Source organism: Stenotrophomonas sp. RS-48 (assembly GCF_030053245.1).
Lineage (GTDB): Bacteria > Pseudomonadota > Gammaproteobacteria > Xanthomonadales > Xanthomonadaceae > Stenotrophomonas > Stenotrophomonas maltophilia_P.
This window is the reverse complement of the sequence record NZ_JASGBV010000120.1, coordinates 1-16,273: the sequence shown is the minus strand read 5'-3', so window position 1 is coordinate 16,273 and position 16,273 is coordinate 1. Positions and strand designations below refer to the sequence as shown.

Sequence of the window (16,273 nt, the reverse complement as noted above, 5' to 3'; positions counted from 1 at the left end):
CAGTGCCGCGGTCGCCACCGTCATCGCCGAGCGCGGCGCGGTCACCGGGCAGAGCTTCACCACGCCGGCCAGGGTCAGCACGATCTGGTGCAGGGCCAGGCCCGATGCCGCGTAGAACGTCGGCAGCACGCCATCAACCGCCCAGGGCTGACGGCCGTACTCGGCGACGAACCAGCCGCATTCGATCGCGATCCACGGTGCCGGCAGCGTCCACAGGGCCAGCGTGAGGAACCAGCGCTTGTCCTGGAAGTTGTTGCGGCACGAGTAGTAGAAGGCCAATGCGAAGAAGGCGATCAGATAGAAGCCCAGGCCCGCCATCACGCGGAAGGTCCAGAACAGCGGCATCACGCGCGGCACGGTATCCATTGCCGCCTGCGAGATCTGTTCGGGGGTGGCGTTGAGGATATCCTCGCGGTAGCGCTTGAGCAGCAGCCCATGGCCCAGATCCTGCCAGTGGCGGTCGAACATCTCACGGGCTTCGACGTCGTTCTTGTTGGCGCGCAGGCGTTCCAGCGCACCGTAGGCGAGCTGGCCGCCGCGTACGCGGTGCTCGGCGCGCTCCACCAGTTCCAGGATGCCCGGGATCGGCTGGTCCAGCGAACGGGTGGCGATCAGGCCCATCAGGTACGGGATCTTCACCGCATAGTCGTTCTGGTGCGTCTGCTGGTTGGGAATGCCGAAGGCGGTGAAGTCCGCCGGGGCACGCTCGGTCTCCCACATCGCCTCGATCGCGGCCAGCTTCATCTTCTGGTGCTCGCTGGCGGCGTAGCCACTCTCATCGCCCAGCACCACCACCGACAGCGATGACAGCAGGCCGAACGCAGCGGCCACCGCGAACGAACGGCGGGCGAGGTCCTTGTGCTTGTTGCGCAGCAGGAACAGGGCACTGATCGACATCACGAACACCGCGCCGGTCACGTAGCCGGCGCTGACGGTATGCACGAACTTGGCCTGCGCCACCGGGTTGAACACCACGGCCATGAAATCGACCACTTCCATGCGCATGGTTTCCGGGTTGAACACCGCGCCGGTGGGGTTCTGCATCCAGCCGTTGGCGATCAGGATCCACACCGCCGACAGGTTGGTGCCCAGCGCCATCAGCCAGGTGACCGTCAGGTGCTTGACCTTGCTCAGGCGGTTCCAGCCGAAGAAGAACAGGCCGACGAAGGTGGCTTCCAGGAAGAAGGCCATCAGCCCTTCGATCGCCAGCGGCGCACCGAAGATGTCACCCACATAATGGCTGTAGTACGACCAGTTCATGCCGAACTGGAATTCCATGACGATGCCGGTGGCCACGCCCATGGCGAAGTTGATGCCGAACAGCACGCCCCAGAACAGGGTCATCCGGCGCCAGATCTCCTTGCCGGTCATCACGTAGACACTCTCCATGATGGCGACCATGAACGACAGGCCCAGGGTGAGTGGTACGAATAGGAAGTGGTACATCGCGGTCAGCGCGAATTGCAGCCGCGACAGTTCTACGACTGTCTGATCAATCATGGCCTGGCTACCTCGTTGGATAGTGCCGTTGCAGGTGGCGGGAAGGGTGGTCTACGACGTGAATGATGTGACCGACTACTTCAGACAGCCTTGATCCAGATCAATGTATGAACAGGTACGCGAAGAGATCGTATGCGGGCCCTGTGAAAACTGCGACCCCTGGCCGCAGGGGGAGGCTGTTGCCTGTGCCTACAATGCCATCCATCCTCCACTCCCTGTGAAGACCCTTTGAGCGCTGCCGAACCGACCGTCCTTTCGCCGGAAGCCGAGACGAACCGGCAGCGGCGTGCCCGCACCGCGTGGCTGGCCGACCTTGCGCGGGGGGCACGGGGCCGCCAGCGCCTGGCGGCCGTATGCATCAGCCTGTCCGGCGCGCTGCTGATCGGCCAGGCCGCCGCCATCGCCTGGCTGGTGCAGCAGGTTCTGGTGGAGCAGGCGCCGCTGTCCTCGGGCCTGCCGGTGCTGGCCGCACTGGCGCTGATCCTGTTGCTGCGCACGGCATTGGGCAGCGCGACCCAGGCTGCCGCCGGCGATGTTGCCGACACTGCCCGCCTGGCCCTGCGCGAGCGCGTGTTCGCGCGCCTGCTCGGCCACGGGCCGCTGTGGCTGCGGCAGCGCCGCACCGGCGAGCTGGGCGAGCTGCTGCTGCATCATGGTGATGCGATCGAGAATTATTACAGCGGTTTCCTGCCGGTGCGCACTGAAGTGGTGGTGGTGCCCGTGCTGATCCTGGCCGCGGTGGCCTGGGTGGATTGGGTGGTGGCGCTGATCCTGCTGTTCACGGCGCCGCTGGTGCCGTTCTTCATGATGCTGGTGGGGTGGGGCGCCGAAGCGGCAGGTCGCGCGCAGCTGGGTGAGCTGGCGCGCATGAGCGGCCATTTCGCCGACCGTATCAAGGGCCTGGGCCTGCTGCGCGTGTACGGACGGGGCGAGGCTGAGCTGGCGGGCATAGAAGCCGCTGCCGAGGGCGTGCGGCTGCGCACGATGAAAGTGCTGCGGATCGCGTTCCTGTCGTCCACGGTGCTGGAGTTCTTCGCTTCCGTCAGCGTGGCGATGGTCGCGCTGTACCTGGGCCTGAGCTATCTGGGCATGATGTCGCTGCATGCGGCCGTGCCGACATTGGGCGCAGGCCTGTTCTGCCTGCTGCTGGCACCGGAATTCTACGCGCCGCTGCGACGGCTGGCCGCGCATTATCACGATCGTGCCAACGCGCTGGCCGCGGCAGCCGAAGTGGAGCGCCTGCTGCAGTCGTTGCCGGATGAGCAGGGACTGATCGAGAACGAGGTCGTGCCGCTGGCAGTGGAGCCGGCCGAGGCCGCACTGCCGCCGCTGCAGGCGCAGGGCCTGGTGCTGCGCCCGCTGGGCGCGTCACAGGATGTGCTGCAGGGCGTGGATGTGTTGCTGGAGCCAGGCCAGCGGCTGGCACTGGTGGGTGCCAGCGGCAGCGGCAAGAGCACGCTGCTGGAGGCACTGGCCGGCTGGCTGCCGCCGCGCGAGGGCAGGCTGATGCTGCGCCCCGGCGTGCAGGTGGCCTATGCCAGCCAGCGCCCCTATCTGTTCCACGGCAGCATCGCCGACAACCTGCGGCTGGCCGATCCTGGCGCCAGTGATGCACGATTGCGCGCGGTGGCCGAGGCAGCGCAGGTGCTCACGTTCGCGCAGGGGCTGCCGCAGGGGCTGGACACGATCATCGGTGAACGCGGCTTCGGCCTGTCCGGGGGCGAGGCACGACGCATCGGCCTGGCCCGCCTGCTGCTGCGCGATCCGCAGGTGCTGTTGCTGGATGAGCCGACCGCCTTCCTCGATGCAGATACCGAGGCCGCGCTGCTGCGCAGTCTTGCCGCCTACGCGCGCGGTCGCAGCGTGGTGGTTGCCACCCACAGCCCGGCCGTGATCGCCTGGGCTGATCGCTGCCTGCTGCTGCCGGAAGGACGTCTGGTCGAGCCGGCGCAGGCGGTGCACGCATGAGCCGCTCGCCCGACACGCTGCGTGCGGTGTTCCTGCAGCAGCGGCCGCGTCTGCTGCTGACCATGCTGCTGCTGTGGACCACGATGCTGGCAGGTACCGCCCTGCTTGGCCTGTCCGGTGGCTTCCTCACCGCAGCGGCGCTGGCCGGTGCGGCCGGTCTCGGCCAGGGCTTCAACTTCTTTTCGCCTTCGGCCGGCATCCGTGGCCTGACCATGGCACGCATCGTTTCCCGTTATTTCGAGAAGCTGGTTGGCCACGATGCCACGTTGCGCATCGCCCGTGACCTGCGGGTGTGGTTCTTCCGGCGCGCCCTGCCACTGGCGCCCGCGCGGCTGGGTGCCACCCGCACCGGCGAGCTGCTCGCGCGCCTGCTCGGTGATATCGGTGAAGTGGACGGCCTGCTGGTCCGCGCGCTGGGCCCGCTGGTCGCGCTGGGTGCCCTGTCGACGGTGGCCGTGCTGTCGGCGGCGATGATCCTGCCGTCCGCAGCGGTGCTGCTGGCGGTGCTGGCCGCGCTGATTGCCTTCGGTGTGCCGTGGCTGGGCGTGCGTGGCCGCGATGGCGAGGAAGCGGATCGCGCCGCGCATCGAGCCGCACTGCGCACTGCCGCGTTTGAAGGACTGGAAGGCGCGGGCGATCTGGCGGCGCTGCATGCCGATGCGGCGTGGCAGCTGAAGGTGCGGGTGGCCGCCAAGCAGTTGGCCGCGCGTGATCGCCGTCGCCGCTGGCGCCTGATCGCCGCGTCGACACTGCACGGCAGCGTGGCCGGACTTGGCCTGGTGGCCATGCTGGCACTGGCCCTGCATGCGGCCGAGCAGCAGCGCATCGCCGCTGAAATGGCAGCCGGACTGGTGTTCCTGACGGTGGCGCTGATCGAGCTGTGGGCGGGGATGGGCCTGGCATGGCAGTCGTTGCAGTCCGGTCGCATCTCGGCCGATCGCCTGCAGTCCATCGTCGAGCAGCCGCCGGCCGTGGACGAACCGCTGGCACCGCAGCCGGTTCCGGTGCACGCACGCGTGCAATGGGATGACGTCCACTTCCAGTGGCCGGGGGCGGTACGCCCGGTGCTGCGCGGGCTGCAGCTGACGTTGGCGCCCGGCGAGCGCATCGCGATCCGTGGCGACAGTGGCTGCGGCAAGACCACGTTGTCCAGCCTGCTGCTGCGCCTGTGGGATCCGCAGCAGGGCCGGCTGACCTATGGCGGGCGGGACCTGCGTGATTTCGCCCAGGCCGATTGGCATCGGCAGCTGGCCTGGCTGCCGCAGAACGCCCCGGTGTTCGCCGGCAGCGTGGCGGAGAACCTGCGCCTGGGGGATCCTGATGCCGACGATGCTGCACTGTGGGCCGTGTTGCACAGGGTGCGGCTGGGCGAGTGGGCCGAGCGCAATGGTGGCCTGCTGGCCTGGGTTGGCGAGAACGGTGCGACGATGTCCGCGGGTCAGGCGCGACGCCTAGCGCTGGCCCGCGCGCTGTTGCGCAACGCGCCGATCCTGTTGCTGGACGAACCGACCGAAGGCCTGGACGTGGACACGGCCCATGCGCTGCTGCAGGATCTGGCCGGCCTGCTGGACGGTCGCAGCCTGTTGATGATCACCCATGACGACCTGCCCGATGCCGTGGTCGACGCGCAGTACCGGTTGCGCGATGGCGTGCTGATCCGCGAGGCGTGAGCGGCGCGCCTCATCAGGAAAATTCGCGCAGCATCACGGCGATCGAGGCCACATTGGCCAGCACGCACAACCCGAACACCCACTGGAACGCGGCTTTGCGATGCTTGTGGCGGAACGTCGCCTGGCCCAGCAATGCGCCGGGCCAGCCGCCGGCGAAGGCCAGCAGCTGGAGTGTCCGTTCCGGAATGCGCCGGTGGTTGCGTTGCGCGGCGCGCTTGTCATGGCCATACAGGCCAAACGACACGGCACTGGCCAGCAGGCACCAGCCGCCCAGCCACAGGGGCAGAACGCCGCTGATCGTCAGTGCGATCAGCGCGCCGAAGGCGGCCAGCGCGAGATGACGCCGCCATCCCACTAGAGCGTGTCGAGGAAGCTGCGAACAGCCGGGCCGAACCGATCGAAATCGACCAGGAAGGCATCATGGCCCTGCGGCGAGTCCAGTCCGATGAAGCGTGCATCGGCGCCGCCGGCGCGCAGGCCGTCGGCCACCTGCTGCTGCTGCTGCACCGGGAACAGGATGTCGGTGTTGGCACCGATGGCCAGCGCCTTGTCCACACGGATCCTGGCCAGTCCAGCCATGACATCGCCATCGGCATACTCGGCCAGGTCGAACCAGTCCATCGAGCGGCTCAGGTACAGATAGCAGTTCGGATCGAAGAAGCGCACGAAGCGGCGCGCGTGGCCTTCGAGATAACTTTCGACCTGGAACTCCAGGCCGAACGGATCGTCGTCGGCCTGGTCCGAATCCAGGCGCACGCGACCGAAGCGGCCGTCCCATTCCAGCGCCGAGCGGTAGGTGATCACCCCCAGCTTGCGCGCCATGCGCATGCCGGATTCAGGGTACTGGGTGTCGTCGTAGCGGCCACTGTTCCAGCGTGGATCGAGACGGATCGCTTCCCGCTGCAGCGATCGGATGGCGATGGAGAACGGCAGCGCCTGCGCACTGCCGGAAATGTTGATGTGGCTGCGCGCGATTCCCGGATGCAGCATCAGCACCGCCAGCGCGGTCATGCCGCCCATCGAGTTGCCGATCACGCAGGCCAGCCGTTCGATACCCAGCGCACGCACCACCTCGACGGCGGCGCGTGCGCCGTCTTCGATCGACAGTTCGGGAAAGTCGAGTCGGTACGGTTCGCCGGTCGCCGGATTGATCGATGCCGGTCCTGTCGAGCCCTTGCAGCTGCCCAGCGAGTTCACGCAGACCACGAACCAGCGGTCGGTATCGATCGGCTTGCCCGGCCCGAGCATCGCCTCCCACCAGCCCGGTGCGGGATTGCCTGCGTTGCCGGCGGCATGTGCGTCCGGCGACAGGCCGGTGACGATCAGGATCGCGTTGCCCCCATCGGCAGCCAGCGTGCCCCAGGTCTCGTAGGCCACGCGCGCACCGTGCAGGGCGCCGCCGCGCTTGAACGGGAAGGGCGAAGGCAGGGCATGGAAGCGGGTGCCGGGCGGAATGAATTCGGTCATGCGGGCATTCTAGCGGGGCCACATGTGGAGCTGGCGACACGCTGGTTTCCATCAGCGGGCGAATGTCGCACGCCAACCCTCTGTCGGGCAGGGCCCGGCGCTACCGATGGCAAGCGCACAGGTAGCGCCGGGCCGTGCCCGGCGAGCGCAGCGGTGCGGTGCTACGGAAACCGCAGTTCCACCACGTCCTCATGCGGCAGGGTCACCTTTACCGGCAGGCTCTGCAGGTCACCGTCGCCGCGATTGGCACTGCCACTGCGCGAGATCCGCGCCAGCACTTCCACCTCGCGATGCGCTGACAGGGGGGCGGTGGGCATTGGACTGTCGCCGTCGCCAAGTCCGACCGTGCCGGGAAAACCAGCCAGAGGCAGCTTGCGCACCGCGACCGGCATCGGCGGGCCGCCGACCGCACGTGCCAGCACGAAGATCTGCGCGCCCGCGGGCCATTGCGCATGCTGCACGGAGGTGGGCAGCTGCACACGCACCTGCAGCAGTGCAGGCGAGGTCGCCGGGGCCGGATCATGCGCCTGTGCGGCCGCTTCGCGGGCAATGGCGATCTGTGCCTGCAGCGCCTGCGCGGCACCCGGTTCCAGGTGCGGCAGCAGGCCGCTCCAGACATCGGCGGCTTCGTTGTTGCGGCCGCGCTGGCGCAGGGCGATGCCGAGCAGCCAGCTGGCCCGTTCGGCTTCGGGCGCCAGCGTGCGCGCCCGCTGCAGCCACGATACAGCGGTGTCGTCGAACTGCTTTCCGGCATCGGCCTGGGCGCGCGCCTGCGCCGCTTCCACCAGCACGCCCGGGTCGTCCGGTGCCAGTGCCACCGCGCGTGCGAAGGCTTCGGCAGCCGCGGCGGCGTTGCCCAGTTCGCTCTGCGAGCGGCCGAGCAGGGCCCAGCCATCGGCACGTTGTGGATCGCGCTGCAGCGCGCCCTGCAGGGCCTGCACGCCCTCGCGCAGGGTCGCCACCGATGGCGCCGGCTGCACCCGTGCCGCCTGCGGGTTCCCCACCAGCTGGTACAGGCAGGCGCCGGCGATGCCCACGGCAGCCACGGCGACGACGAAGCCGGTGCGGCCTTGCCGCCGCAGCGGCCACAACACCAGCAGCGCAGTGAGCGCAGCGCTGGCGGCAGCCGCGAAAAGCAGCCAATCGTTCACCAGTCCTCTCCCACGTCGGCCGATGTCGGCGGTGCGGCGGCCACGGTACGGGCACGACGGCGGACGATGCCCACCACCACCAGCGCGCCGGCGCCCAGTACCAGCAGCGGACCACCCCACAGCAACCAGGTGCCCGGCTGCAGTGGGGGCTGGTAAAGCACGAAGTCGCCATAGCGGGCGACGAGGAAGCGCTTGATCTGCGTATCGTCATGGCCCTGCTGCATCAGCTGCAGTACCTCCCGGCGCAGGTCCTGGGCGATCTGGGCGTTGGAATCGGCCAGCGACTGGTTCTGGCACTGCACGCAGCGCAGCTGCGCGGCGAGGTCGTGGAAACGACGCTCCTCCGCTGCATCACGGAACTGCAGCGGCTTTGGGTCATGCAGTGGTTGCTGCGCCAGGCCGGGCAACGACCCGGCCAGCAGCAGTACCAGCAGCGCGCGCAGGCCGCTACGGAGCAACGCGCTGCGAACCGGCCGCATCGTTCTGAGCCTTCTCGATCTTCTCCAGCGCCGGGATCAGCTTCTCGTCGACCACCTTCTGCGTCATCGCTCCGCTGTACTTCCAGCGCACGATGCCGCTGCCGTCGACGAGGAAGGTCTCCGGCGCGGCCGTTACGCCCCAGTCGATCGCGGTACGGCCTTCGATGTCGCTGAGCACGACCATGAACGGATTGCCCAGCTGTTCCAGCCAGTGCAGGGCATCGGTGGGGTCGTCTTTCCAGTTGTAGCCGATCACGCGCACGCGCTTGCTCTCGGCGAAACGGGTCAGTACCGGGTGTTCCTCGCGGCAGGCCGCGCACCAGCTGCCCCAGACGTTCAGCAGATAGGGCGCACCGCGCAGTTCTTCGCTGCGCACGATCATCTGCGGATCGTGCAGCACCGGCAGCGCGAAGGCGGGGGCGGGCTTGTCGATGAGGGCCGAAGGCAGCACGTCGCGCTGCGGGTCGCCCGACTTCATCACGCCGTAGATCATCAACCCGAGCAGGCCGAAGAAGAACAGCACGCCGATAACGATGGCGACCGGCGGCAGCGGGCGGGAGGGGCGCGGGGCGGGGGACTCGGACATGGAAACTCCTACGGACGACGGAAGCGGCGGTCAGCGGCGGTGATGAATCCACCCAGGGCCATCAGCAGCGCGCCCAGCCAGATCCAGCGCACGAACGGTTTGATGTGGACGCGGACCGCCCATGCATTGTTGCCCAGCGGCTCACCCAATGCCACGTAGACATCACCGCCGATGCGCGCATCGATGCCGGCCTCGGTCATCACCTGGCCACCGCTGGCGTACTGCCGTTTCTCCGGATGCAGCAGGGCCAGTTCGCGGCCGTCGCGGAACACCCGCAGATGACCGCGGTCGGCAATGAAGTTGGGGCCCTCGCGGTGATCCACGCCTTCGAAGCGCACTTCGTGACCGCCGACCACGATCTGCTGGCCCGGTGCCAGCGCCACTTCGCGCTGCACGTTCAGCGCTTCCACCAGCAACGCGCCCGCCAGAAACACGGCGACGCCGGCATGGGCAACGATCATGCCGAGCATTTCGGCAGTAAAGCGGCCATTGCCACGCAACCGCTGCCAGACGAAGCGGGCGGTGCCCAGCGCGACCCAGGCCGCCGCGGCGACGCCGATGCCGGCTTTCCATCCGTTCTGCGGCGCCTGCCACCAGGCCAGCGCACCGAGCAGTACCGCCAGGCCGAACCAGGGGGCGAGCAGGGCCATCGCGCGCGAAGGCTGGTCGCGCTGCCATTTCACCAGCGGGCCGAAGGGCAGCAGCAGCACCAACGGCGCCATCAACAGCAGGAACAGGCTGCCGAAGTAGGGTGGGCCGACCGAAATCTTGCCCAGCGCCAGCGCATCGGCCAGCAGCGGGTACAGCGTGCCGAGCAGGACCATCGCGCAGGCGGTGGCCAGCAGCAGGTTGTTGGCCAGCAGCAGCGTTTCGCGCGAGGTTGCGGTGAAGCCGCGGCGGGCATCATCGGCGTCGATGCTCAGCTGGCCCGCGCGCAGCGCGTACAGCAGCAGGCTTCCACCCACCAGCAGTGACAGGAACACGAGGATGAACAGGCCCCGCGAAGGATCGGCGGCGAACGAGTGCACGCTGGTCAGCACGCCGGAGCGCACCAGGAACGTGCCCAGCAGCGACAGCGCGAATGCGGCGATCGCCAGCAGCAGGGTCCAGCTGCCGAAGGTGCCGCGCTTCTCGGTGACCGCTTGGGAGTGGATCAGTGCGGCGCCGACCAGCCATGGCATGAAGCTGGCGTTCTCGACCGGATCCCAGAACCACCAGCCGCCCCAGCCCAGTTCGTAGTAGGCCCACCAGCTGCCCAGGGCGATGCCCAGGGTCAGGAACGCCCAGGCGACATTGGTCCATGGCCGCGTCCAGCGCAGCCAGCGTGCGTCCACGCGTCCCTCCAGCAGCGCGGCCACGGCGAAGGCGAACGGCACCGCGAAACCCACGTAGCCCAGGTACAGCATCGGCGGGTGGATGATCAGTCCCGGATCCTGCAGCAGCGGATTGAGGTCACGGCCCTCCAGCGGGGCCGGGTTCAAGCGCAGGAACGGGTTGGAGGTGAAGATCAGGAAGGCGAGGAAGCCCACGCTGACGATGCCCATCACCGCCAGCACGCGCGCCTGCACGTGCCGGGGCAGGTGCCGTGAGAACAGTGCGACCGCGCCGGTCCACAGTGCCAGCACCAGCGCCCACATCAGCAGCGAGCCTTCGTGCGCGCCCCACACCGCCGAGTAGCGGTAGATGAGTGGCAGCAGCGAGTTGGAGTTCTCGGCCACGTAGCGCACCGAGAAGTCCTGCTGCACGAAGGTGGCGGTCAGCACCGCGAATGCACCGGCCACCAGCAGCAGCTGCGCGTAAGCGGCCGGCCGTGCCACCGCCATCCACGCCGCGTTGCCGCGATGGGCGCCGGCCAGCGGCAGGCCGGCCAGAAGCAGCGACGCCAGCAGTGCGCACAGCAGCAGGATCTGACCCAGTTCGGGCAGCACTCAGCGGACCTCGGGTGCCGTCACCGGCACGTCGTGCTTGAGATGGGCCTGGCCCATCTTGTCGGCCACTTCCTTCGGCACGTACTGCTCGTCGTGCTTGGCCAGCACTTCGTCGGCGACGAACACGGCGTTCTGCAGCGCGCCCTCCTGCAGGCGGCCGCTGGCGACCACGGCCGTGCCTTCGGCGAACATGTCCGGCAGGATGCGCGAGGTCGTCACCGCCAGCTGGGCATCGCCATCGGTGACCAAGAAGTGGGCTTCCAGCGAGCCGGGCGGGCGATTGAAGGAACCCTTCACCACCATGCCGCCGAGGCGGAACCGAGATTGCGGCTCGACGTCGCCACGCAGCACTTCGGAGGGCGTGTACAGGTAAGCAATGTTGCGCTCCAGTGCCATCGCCACCAGCGCGGTGGCCAGGCCGGAAGCGAGCAGGGCCAGCAGGACCCAGGCCAGGCGGCGGCGTTGGACCGGTGTCATCGTTCCAGCTCCGTGGACAGCGACGGTGGGACATCCTGGGCGCTGGCACGTGCCTGCTGCCGGTGCTGCCGGGCCTGTGCCATGCGCCGGGCGGCGCGCAGGCGCAGCCAGGAACCGAGCGCGTCGGCGCAGAGCACCAGCACGAACACCGCGTACGCACCGATCACGTAGGGCAGGTGGCTCATTGCGGGTTCTCCGCAGCAGCCTGCGCGGCGTCGATGCGGCCACCGACCCAGGCCTTGCCGGCCTCGCGGTCGAGATTGTCGGCGCGCGCCTTGGCCAGCAGCGAGCCGGCGAACCAGAACTTGGTACCGATCACCATCCACCACAGGGGGGCGATCATCGCACTGTCGATGGCCGATTCACCGAACACGTTGATCGACTGGCGCTGGTGCAACCCACCCCACCAGTCCACGGAATAGCGGATCACCGGCAGCAGGCTGACGCCGACGATGGCCAGCAGGCCGGCCGCACGGGCGGCACTGCGGCGGTCCTCGATGGCGTGGTACAGGCCGATCACGCCCAGATACAGGAACAGCAGCACCAGTTCGCTGGTCATTCGCGGGTCCCAGTCCCACCAGGTCCCCCACGTGCCCTTGCCCCAGATGCTGCCGGTGAGCAGGGTGATCAGCGTGAACCCCGCGCCCATCGGCGCGCACGCCATGGCCAGGATCTCGCAGACCTTGATCCGCCAGATCAGGGCAATGGCGGCGTACAGCGCCATCAGCGCGAATACGAACAGGCTCATCCAGGCGCTGGGCACATGGATGTAGAGGATGCGGAAACTGTCCAGCTGCCGGGCTTCCGGCGGCACCACCAGCAATGCCTGCCAGATTCCGACAAGCAGGACCGGCACGGCCGCGAGGTAGAACACCCGCGACCAGCGGGCGGCGAAACGATCGAACGTGGGCGGAGAACCGAGTTGGTGGAACCAGCGGACAATCGGATTCATGCGTGACGGCTATCCAGCAGGGGTGGATTGGCTCTCAGCTCGATCAACTCAGAGAAATACGAATCGCAGCGGCAGTCGCCAGCGGTGCCAGCACCAGTGCCACCAGCAGGCCTGCACCCAGCATCAGCAGCGCGCCGACCGGATCCTGTCCACGGCTGGCTGCAGCCAGGCTGCCTGCACCGAAGACCAGCACCGGTACGTACAACGGCAACGACAGCAACGCCACGAGAATACCAGAGCGCCGGATGCCCACGGTCAGTGCAGCGACCACACCACCGATCAGGCTCAGCAACGGTGTTCCCAGCAGCAACGATGCCAGCAACATCGGCAGCTGGTCATGCGGCAGATGCAGCATTTCCGCCAGCAGCGGGCTCAGTACGATCAGTGGCAGGGCCGTGGTGGCCCAGTGCAGCAGCACCCGCACCAGCACCAGCCACGCCAGTGGCACCGGTGCCAGCAGCCATTGCTCCAGCGAGCCATCCTCGGCGTCGGAGCGGAACAGCGAATCCAGCGCAAGCTGCCCGGCCAGCAGCACCGCCAGCCACAGCACTGCACCAGCGGTCGCCGCCAGCGGCTGTGGATCGCGTCCCTGTGCCAGTGCGAACAGCACCACTACCAGCAGGGCGAACAGCAGCGGCTGCAACGCATCGCCGCGGCGGCGCCAGAGCAGGCGCAGGTCACGCCTGACCAGGGCGCGCGCGGTCTGCCACAGGCCCGGTTCGGTACCCGGGGCGATCATGCGGCACCGCCGAGGTCGAGCTGGCGGGTACGCACCGGTGGTGCGGCGTAGGCCCCATGGGTGGTGACCAGGGCGGCGCCACCGGCACGCAGGTGTGCCGAAATCATCCGGTTGACCAGGGTGATGCCCTCCAGGTCGAGGTTGGCGTAGGGCTCGTCGAGCAGCCACAGCGGGGCGGGCGAGAGCCAGATGCGGGCCAGCGCCAGCCGCCGCTTCTGTCCGGCCGACAGGTGCCTCACCAGGGTGTCCTCATACCCGGCCAGGCCGACGATGGCCAGTGCATTGCCCGGCATCTGCCGCGCCCGGCGCCCGTGCAGGCCGCACAGGAAGTGCAGGTTCTCCAGTGTGTCCAGGTCCGGCTTCAGCGCGGGAAGATGGCTGAGATAGGCGACGTAGCGCGCCCGTTCGGCGTTGCTGGCGGGCCTGCCGTCGATCCGCACCTGGCCGGCGCCGGGTCGCGCAAGGCCGGCGAGCACGCGCAGCAGGGTGGTCTTGCCGGCACCGTTGCCGCCCTGCACGAGCAGCGCCTCGCCAGCATCCACGTGGAAGTCCAGCGGGCCGAACACGGGCGCGTCATTGCGCGAGAAGCTCAGGCCGCTGGCGGCCAGCAATGCAGGGGTGTCCAAGGGGCAGGGATCTTCATGCCGGAGTGCGGCGGCAATTGTAGCGATGAAATCCGCCCGGTAGCGCCGGGCCACGCCCGGCGAGCGTCAAGCGCGGTATCCCGCTGAAAGGGCATGTGCAAACAGCCGCCCGGCATGACCCGTCACGACCGGCCCGCGCCGCAGGCCGGGTCCGGATTTCGTACACTTCCAGCCCTTGTTCCCATTAGCCCAGGCCGATGCAACCCACCACCAAGCTGCCCAAGGTCGGTACCACCATCTTCACCGTCATGTCCCAGCTCGCTGCCGAGCACGGTGCAGTCAATCTGGGCCAGGGGTTTCCGGATTTTTCCGCGCCGCAGCGCCTGATCGACGAAACCGCCAAGGCGATGGCGGCCGGCCTGAACCAGTATCCGCCGATGACCGGTGTGGCGCCGCTGCGCCAGGCCATCGCGCAGAAGTCACTGGACCTGTATGGCGCCCAGGTCGACCCGGACACCGAAATCACCGTCACCAGCGGCGCGACCGAGGCGATCTTCAACGCCATCCACGCCGTGGTGCGTGCCGGCGAGGAGGTGATCGTGCTGGACCCCGCATATGACTGCTACGAGCCGGCCATCGAGCTGGCCGGCGCAACCGCCGTGCACGTGCCGCTGGACCCGCAGACGTTCGCCGTGGACTGGGACCGCGTGCGTGCGGCCATCACGCCGCGCACCCGCATGCTGATGGTCAACACCCCGCACAACCCCTCCGGTGCGATGCTGGACGAGGCCGACATGCAGGCGCTGGCCGACGTGCTGCGTGGCACGCAGATCTACCTGATTTCCGATGAGGTGTACGAGCACATCATCTACGATGGCCGCCGCCACGAATCGGCGCTGCGCTACCCGGAACTGCGCGAGCGGACCTTCGTCATCTCCAGCTTCGGCAAGACCTACCACTGCACCGGCTGGAAGATCGGTTATGCGGTGGCGCCGCCGCTGCTGACCGCGGAATTCCGCAAGGTGCACCAGTACAACACCTTCACCAGCTTCGGCCCGGCCCAGTATGGCTTTGCCGCGATGATCCGCGACGAACCGGAGCACCACCTGGAACTGGGCGCGTTCTACCAGGCCAAGCGTGACCGCTTCCGCGAGCAGCTGGCCGGTACGCGGCTGAAGCCGCTGCCGGTGCCGGGCGGCTACTTCCAGCTGGCCGATTACTCGGCCATCAGCGATCTGCCCGACCATGAGTTCGTGAAGTGGCTGACCATCGAGAAGGGCGTCACCGCCATCCCGCTGTCGCCGTTCTACGAAACCGCACCGACCGGCCAGCGCCTGGTACGGCTGTGCTTCGCCAAGAACGAGGCGACCCTGGACGCGGCGATCGAACGCCTGCGCCTGCTGTGAGCGGAGTGACGACCATGCAGGATCTGCGCATTTCCCTCGTCCAGGGCGACACCCGCTGGCATGACCCGGCCGGCAACCGCGCCTACTATGGCGCGCTGCTGGCGCCGCTCGCCGGCACCACCGATCTGGTGATCCTGCCGGAGACCTTCACCAGTGGCTTCTCCAACGAGGCCATCGCACAGGCTGAAGGCATGGATGGCCCCACCGTCGCCTGGGTGCGCGAACAGGCCAGGGCCTTGAACGCGGCGGTGGTCGGCAGCGTGCAGCTGCGCGACGGCGCGGGCGTGTACAACCGGCTGCTGTTCGCGACCCCCGACGGTGGACTGCAGTACTACGACAAGCGCCACCTGTTCCGCTATGGGGGCGAGCACGAGCGCTATGCCGCCGGCCGCGACCGGCTCTGCGTGGAATGGAAGGGCTGGCGCATCAATCCGCAGGTCTGCTACGACCTGCGGTTCCCGGTGTTCTGCCGCAACCGCTACAACGTGGAACGGCCCGAACAGCTGGATTTCGATCTGCAGATCTTCGTTGCCAACTGGCCCTCGGCGCGTGCCTACGCGTGGAAGACACTGCTGCGCGCACGCGCCATCGAGAACCTGTGCTTCGTCGCTGCGGTCAACCGTGTCGGCGTGGACGGCAACCAGCTGCACTATGCCGGCGACAGCGCCGTGCTGGATTTCCTCGGCCAGCCGCAGGTGGAGATCCGCGAGCGCGAGCAGGTGGTGACCACCACCCTCTCGGCCGACGCGCTGGCGCTGCACCGTGCGCGCTTCCCGGCGATGCTCGATGCCGATGCTTTCCATCTGGACGTGCAGGCCTGAACGAAGGGCTGAACGCTGCCCGCATCACCGTGCGCGCCTGCATTCACCCTGCACGCGCGCGCTGCTAGATTCGCCGGCAGTCCGAACGCTGTGGAAGTCCTGCCGATGAACAAGTCCCTTGCCCTGCTGCTGGCGCTGGCCGCCACCTCCCTGGCTCCGGCCGCGCATGCCGGTGGCAACCTCGACTGCCACCTGCGCTACAACCTGTCCGGCTGGTCGCTGATCTACAAGACGGCCTCGGGCACCGGCACCGTCAGCTGCAGCAACGGTGCCAGTCTGCCGGTGCGCATCCAGATGAAGGGCGGTGGCCTGACCGTGGGCAAATCGAAGATCACCGACGGGCGCGGCAGCTTCACCGGCGCCGTCAGCGTGGATGAACTGCTCGGTACCTACGCGTCGGTGGGGGCTCATGCCGGTGCGGTGAAATCCAGCAATGCGCAGGTGATGACCAAGGGCGACATCTCGCTGGCGCTGTCCGGTACCGGCAAGGGCTGGGACCTGGGTGTGGACGGCACGGCCTTCACCATCAGCCGGCGTTGACCGGT

At 68.2% G+C, this 16,273-nt stretch carries 17 protein-coding genes; 5 read left to right on the top strand and 12 right to left on the bottom strand.

What is annotated here, in order from left to right; translation table 11 throughout:
• The coding region (locus QMZ25_RS18215; protein ID WP_283220077.1) for a cytochrome ubiquinol oxidase subunit I at window positions 1-1,500 on the bottom strand (1,500 nt) is incomplete at its 3' end.
• Between the two features lie 228 nt (window positions 1,501-1,728).
• On the opposite strand from QMZ25_RS18215, the gene cydD reads away from it, so the two are divergent.
• Together cydD and cydC are read left to right on the top strand one after the other, a co-directional pair.
• A complete protein-coding gene (gene cydD / locus QMZ25_RS18210) occupies window positions 1,729-3,468 on the top strand; it encodes a thiol reductant ABC exporter subunit CydD (RefSeq protein ID WP_065181938.1) in 1,740 nt (579 codons plus the stop codon).
• Window positions 3,465-5,138, top strand: a complete 1,674-nt coding sequence (gene cydC / locus QMZ25_RS18205; protein ID WP_283220076.1) for a thiol reductant ABC exporter subunit CydC — start codon at window positions 3,465-3,467, stop codon at window positions 5,136-5,138. The genes cydD and cydC overlap by 4 nt, the downstream gene beginning before the upstream one ends.
• Before the next feature lie 13 nt (window positions 5,139-5,151).
• Here cydC and QMZ25_RS18200 read toward each other — a convergent pair whose 3' ends face one another.
• From QMZ25_RS18200 to ccmA, 11 genes are all read right to left on the bottom strand, one after another.
• Window positions 5,152-5,493 carry a DUF1294 domain-containing protein gene (locus QMZ25_RS18200; RefSeq protein ID WP_053520347.1) on the bottom strand — a complete coding sequence of 114 codons (342 nt, stop codon included), beginning with the start codon at window positions 5,491-5,493 and terminating at the stop codon, window positions 5,152-5,154.
• Complete coding sequence (locus tag QMZ25_RS18195; protein ID WP_111186426.1) at window positions 5,493-6,605, bottom strand: homoserine O-acetyltransferase; 1,113 nt, start codon at window positions 6,603-6,605, stop codon at window positions 5,493-5,495. The genes QMZ25_RS18200 and QMZ25_RS18195 overlap by 1 nt, the downstream gene beginning before the upstream one ends.
• A 161-nt stretch (window positions 6,606-6,766) precedes the next feature.
• Entirely contained in the window at window positions 6,767-7,756 is a 990-nt protein-coding gene (locus QMZ25_RS18190) for a tetratricopeptide repeat protein (protein ID WP_283220075.1), read from the bottom strand.
• Window positions 7,753-8,235, bottom strand: coding sequence for a cytochrome c-type biogenesis protein (locus QMZ25_RS18185; protein ID WP_283220074.1), 483 nt, complete (start codon window positions 8,233-8,235; stop codon window positions 7,753-7,755). The genes QMZ25_RS18190 and QMZ25_RS18185 overlap by 4 nt, the downstream gene beginning before the upstream one ends.
• Window positions 8,204-8,821, bottom strand: a complete 618-nt coding sequence (locus tag QMZ25_RS18180; protein WP_053516864.1) for a DsbE family thiol:disulfide interchange protein — start codon at window positions 8,819-8,821, stop codon at window positions 8,204-8,206. Before QMZ25_RS18180 ends, QMZ25_RS18185 begins: the two co-directional genes overlap by 32 nt.
• Before the next feature lie 8 nt (window positions 8,822-8,829).
• Window positions 8,830-10,749: a heme lyase CcmF/NrfE family subunit gene (locus tag QMZ25_RS18175; protein WP_065175491.1), complete on the bottom strand. Its 1,920-nt coding sequence runs from the start codon at window positions 10,747-10,749 to the stop codon at window positions 8,830-8,832.
• On the bottom strand, window positions 10,750-11,226 hold the full coding sequence (ccmE, locus tag QMZ25_RS18170) for a cytochrome c maturation protein CcmE (protein ID WP_111186423.1): 477 nt from the start codon (window positions 11,224-11,226) through the stop codon (window positions 10,750-10,752).
• Entirely contained in the window at window positions 11,223-11,411 is a 189-nt protein-coding gene (gene ccmD / locus QMZ25_RS18165; RefSeq protein WP_262218739.1) for a heme exporter protein CcmD, read from the bottom strand. Before ccmD ends, ccmE begins: the two co-directional genes overlap by 4 nt.
• Window positions 11,408-12,178: a heme ABC transporter permease CcmC gene (gene ccmC, locus QMZ25_RS18160; protein WP_283220073.1), complete on the bottom strand. Its 771-nt coding sequence runs from the start codon at window positions 12,176-12,178 to the stop codon at window positions 11,408-11,410. The genes ccmD and ccmC overlap by 4 nt, the downstream gene beginning before the upstream one ends.
• A 43-nt stretch (window positions 12,179-12,221) precedes the next feature.
• Window positions 12,222-12,917, bottom strand: coding sequence for a heme exporter protein CcmB (gene ccmB / locus QMZ25_RS18155; protein ID WP_053516872.1), 696 nt, complete (start codon window positions 12,915-12,917; stop codon window positions 12,222-12,224).
• A complete protein-coding gene (ccmA, locus tag QMZ25_RS18150) occupies window positions 12,914-13,543 on the bottom strand; it encodes a heme ABC exporter ATP-binding protein CcmA (RefSeq protein ID WP_053516874.1) in 630 nt (209 codons plus the stop codon). The genes ccmB and ccmA overlap by 4 nt, the downstream gene beginning before the upstream one ends.
• 215 nt (window positions 13,544-13,758) lie before the next feature.
• Between ccmA and QMZ25_RS18145 the strand changes: the two genes are divergently transcribed.
• The 3 genes from QMZ25_RS18145 (at window position 13,759) to QMZ25_RS18135 (ending at window position 16,268) form a co-directional block, all read left to right on the top strand.
• Complete coding sequence (locus QMZ25_RS18145; RefSeq protein ID WP_283220072.1) at window positions 13,759-14,907, top strand: pyridoxal phosphate-dependent aminotransferase; 1,149 nt, start codon at window positions 13,759-13,761, stop codon at window positions 14,905-14,907.
• 14 nt (window positions 14,908-14,921) lie between these two features.
• Window positions 14,922-15,728: an amidohydrolase gene (locus tag QMZ25_RS18140; RefSeq protein ID WP_283220071.1), complete on the top strand. Its 807-nt coding sequence runs from the start codon at window positions 14,922-14,924 to the stop codon at window positions 15,726-15,728.
• A 105-nt stretch (window positions 15,729-15,833) separates the two neighbouring features.
• Entirely contained in the window at window positions 15,834-16,268 is a 435-nt protein-coding gene (locus tag QMZ25_RS18135; RefSeq protein WP_053516878.1) for a hypothetical protein, read from the top strand.
• Window positions 16,269-16,273: the final 5 nt, after the last annotated feature.

What these genes read in the sequence shown, in the direction of transcription:
- cydC (WP_283220076.1), top strand. Translation starts at nt 3,465, where the DNA reads ATGAGCCGCTCGCCCGACACGCTGCGTGCGGTGTTCCTGCAGCAGCGG.
- QMZ25_RS18195 (WP_111186426.1), bottom strand. Translation starts at nt 6,605, where the DNA reads ATGACCGAATTCATTCCGCCCGGCACCCGCTTCCATGCCCTGCCTTCG.
- QMZ25_RS18185 (WP_283220074.1), bottom strand. Translation starts at nt 8,235, where the DNA reads ATGCGGCCGGTTCGCAGCGCGTTGCTCCGTAGCGGCCTGCGCGCGCTG.
- QMZ25_RS18180 (WP_053516864.1), bottom strand. Translation starts at nt 8,821, where the DNA reads ATGTCCGAGTCCCCCGCCCCGCGCCCCTCCCGCCCGCTGCCGCCGGTC.
- ccmE (WP_111186423.1), bottom strand. Translation starts at nt 11,226, where the DNA reads ATGACACCGGTCCAACGCCGCCGCCTGGCCTGGGTCCTGCTGGCCCTG.
- ccmD (WP_262218739.1), bottom strand. Translation starts at nt 11,411, where the DNA reads ATGAGCCACCTGCCCTACGTGATCGGTGCGTACGCGGTGTTCGTGCTG.
- ccmC (WP_283220073.1), bottom strand. Translation starts at nt 12,178, where the DNA reads ATGAATCCGATTGTCCGCTGGTTCCACCAACTCGGTTCTCCGCCCACG.
- ccmB (WP_053516872.1), bottom strand. Translation starts at nt 12,917, where the DNA reads ATGATCGCCCCGGGTACCGAACCGGGCCTGTGGCAGACCGCGCGCGCC.
- QMZ25_RS18145 (WP_283220072.1), top strand. Translation starts at nt 13,759, where the DNA reads ATGCAACCCACCACCAAGCTGCCCAAGGTCGGTACCACCATCTTCACC.
- QMZ25_RS18140 (WP_283220071.1), top strand. Translation starts at nt 14,922, where the DNA reads ATGCAGGATCTGCGCATTTCCCTCGTCCAGGGCGACACCCGCTGGCAT.
- QMZ25_RS18135 (WP_053516878.1), top strand. Translation starts at nt 15,834, where the DNA reads ATGAACAAGTCCCTTGCCCTGCTGCTGGCGCTGGCCGCCACCTCCCTG.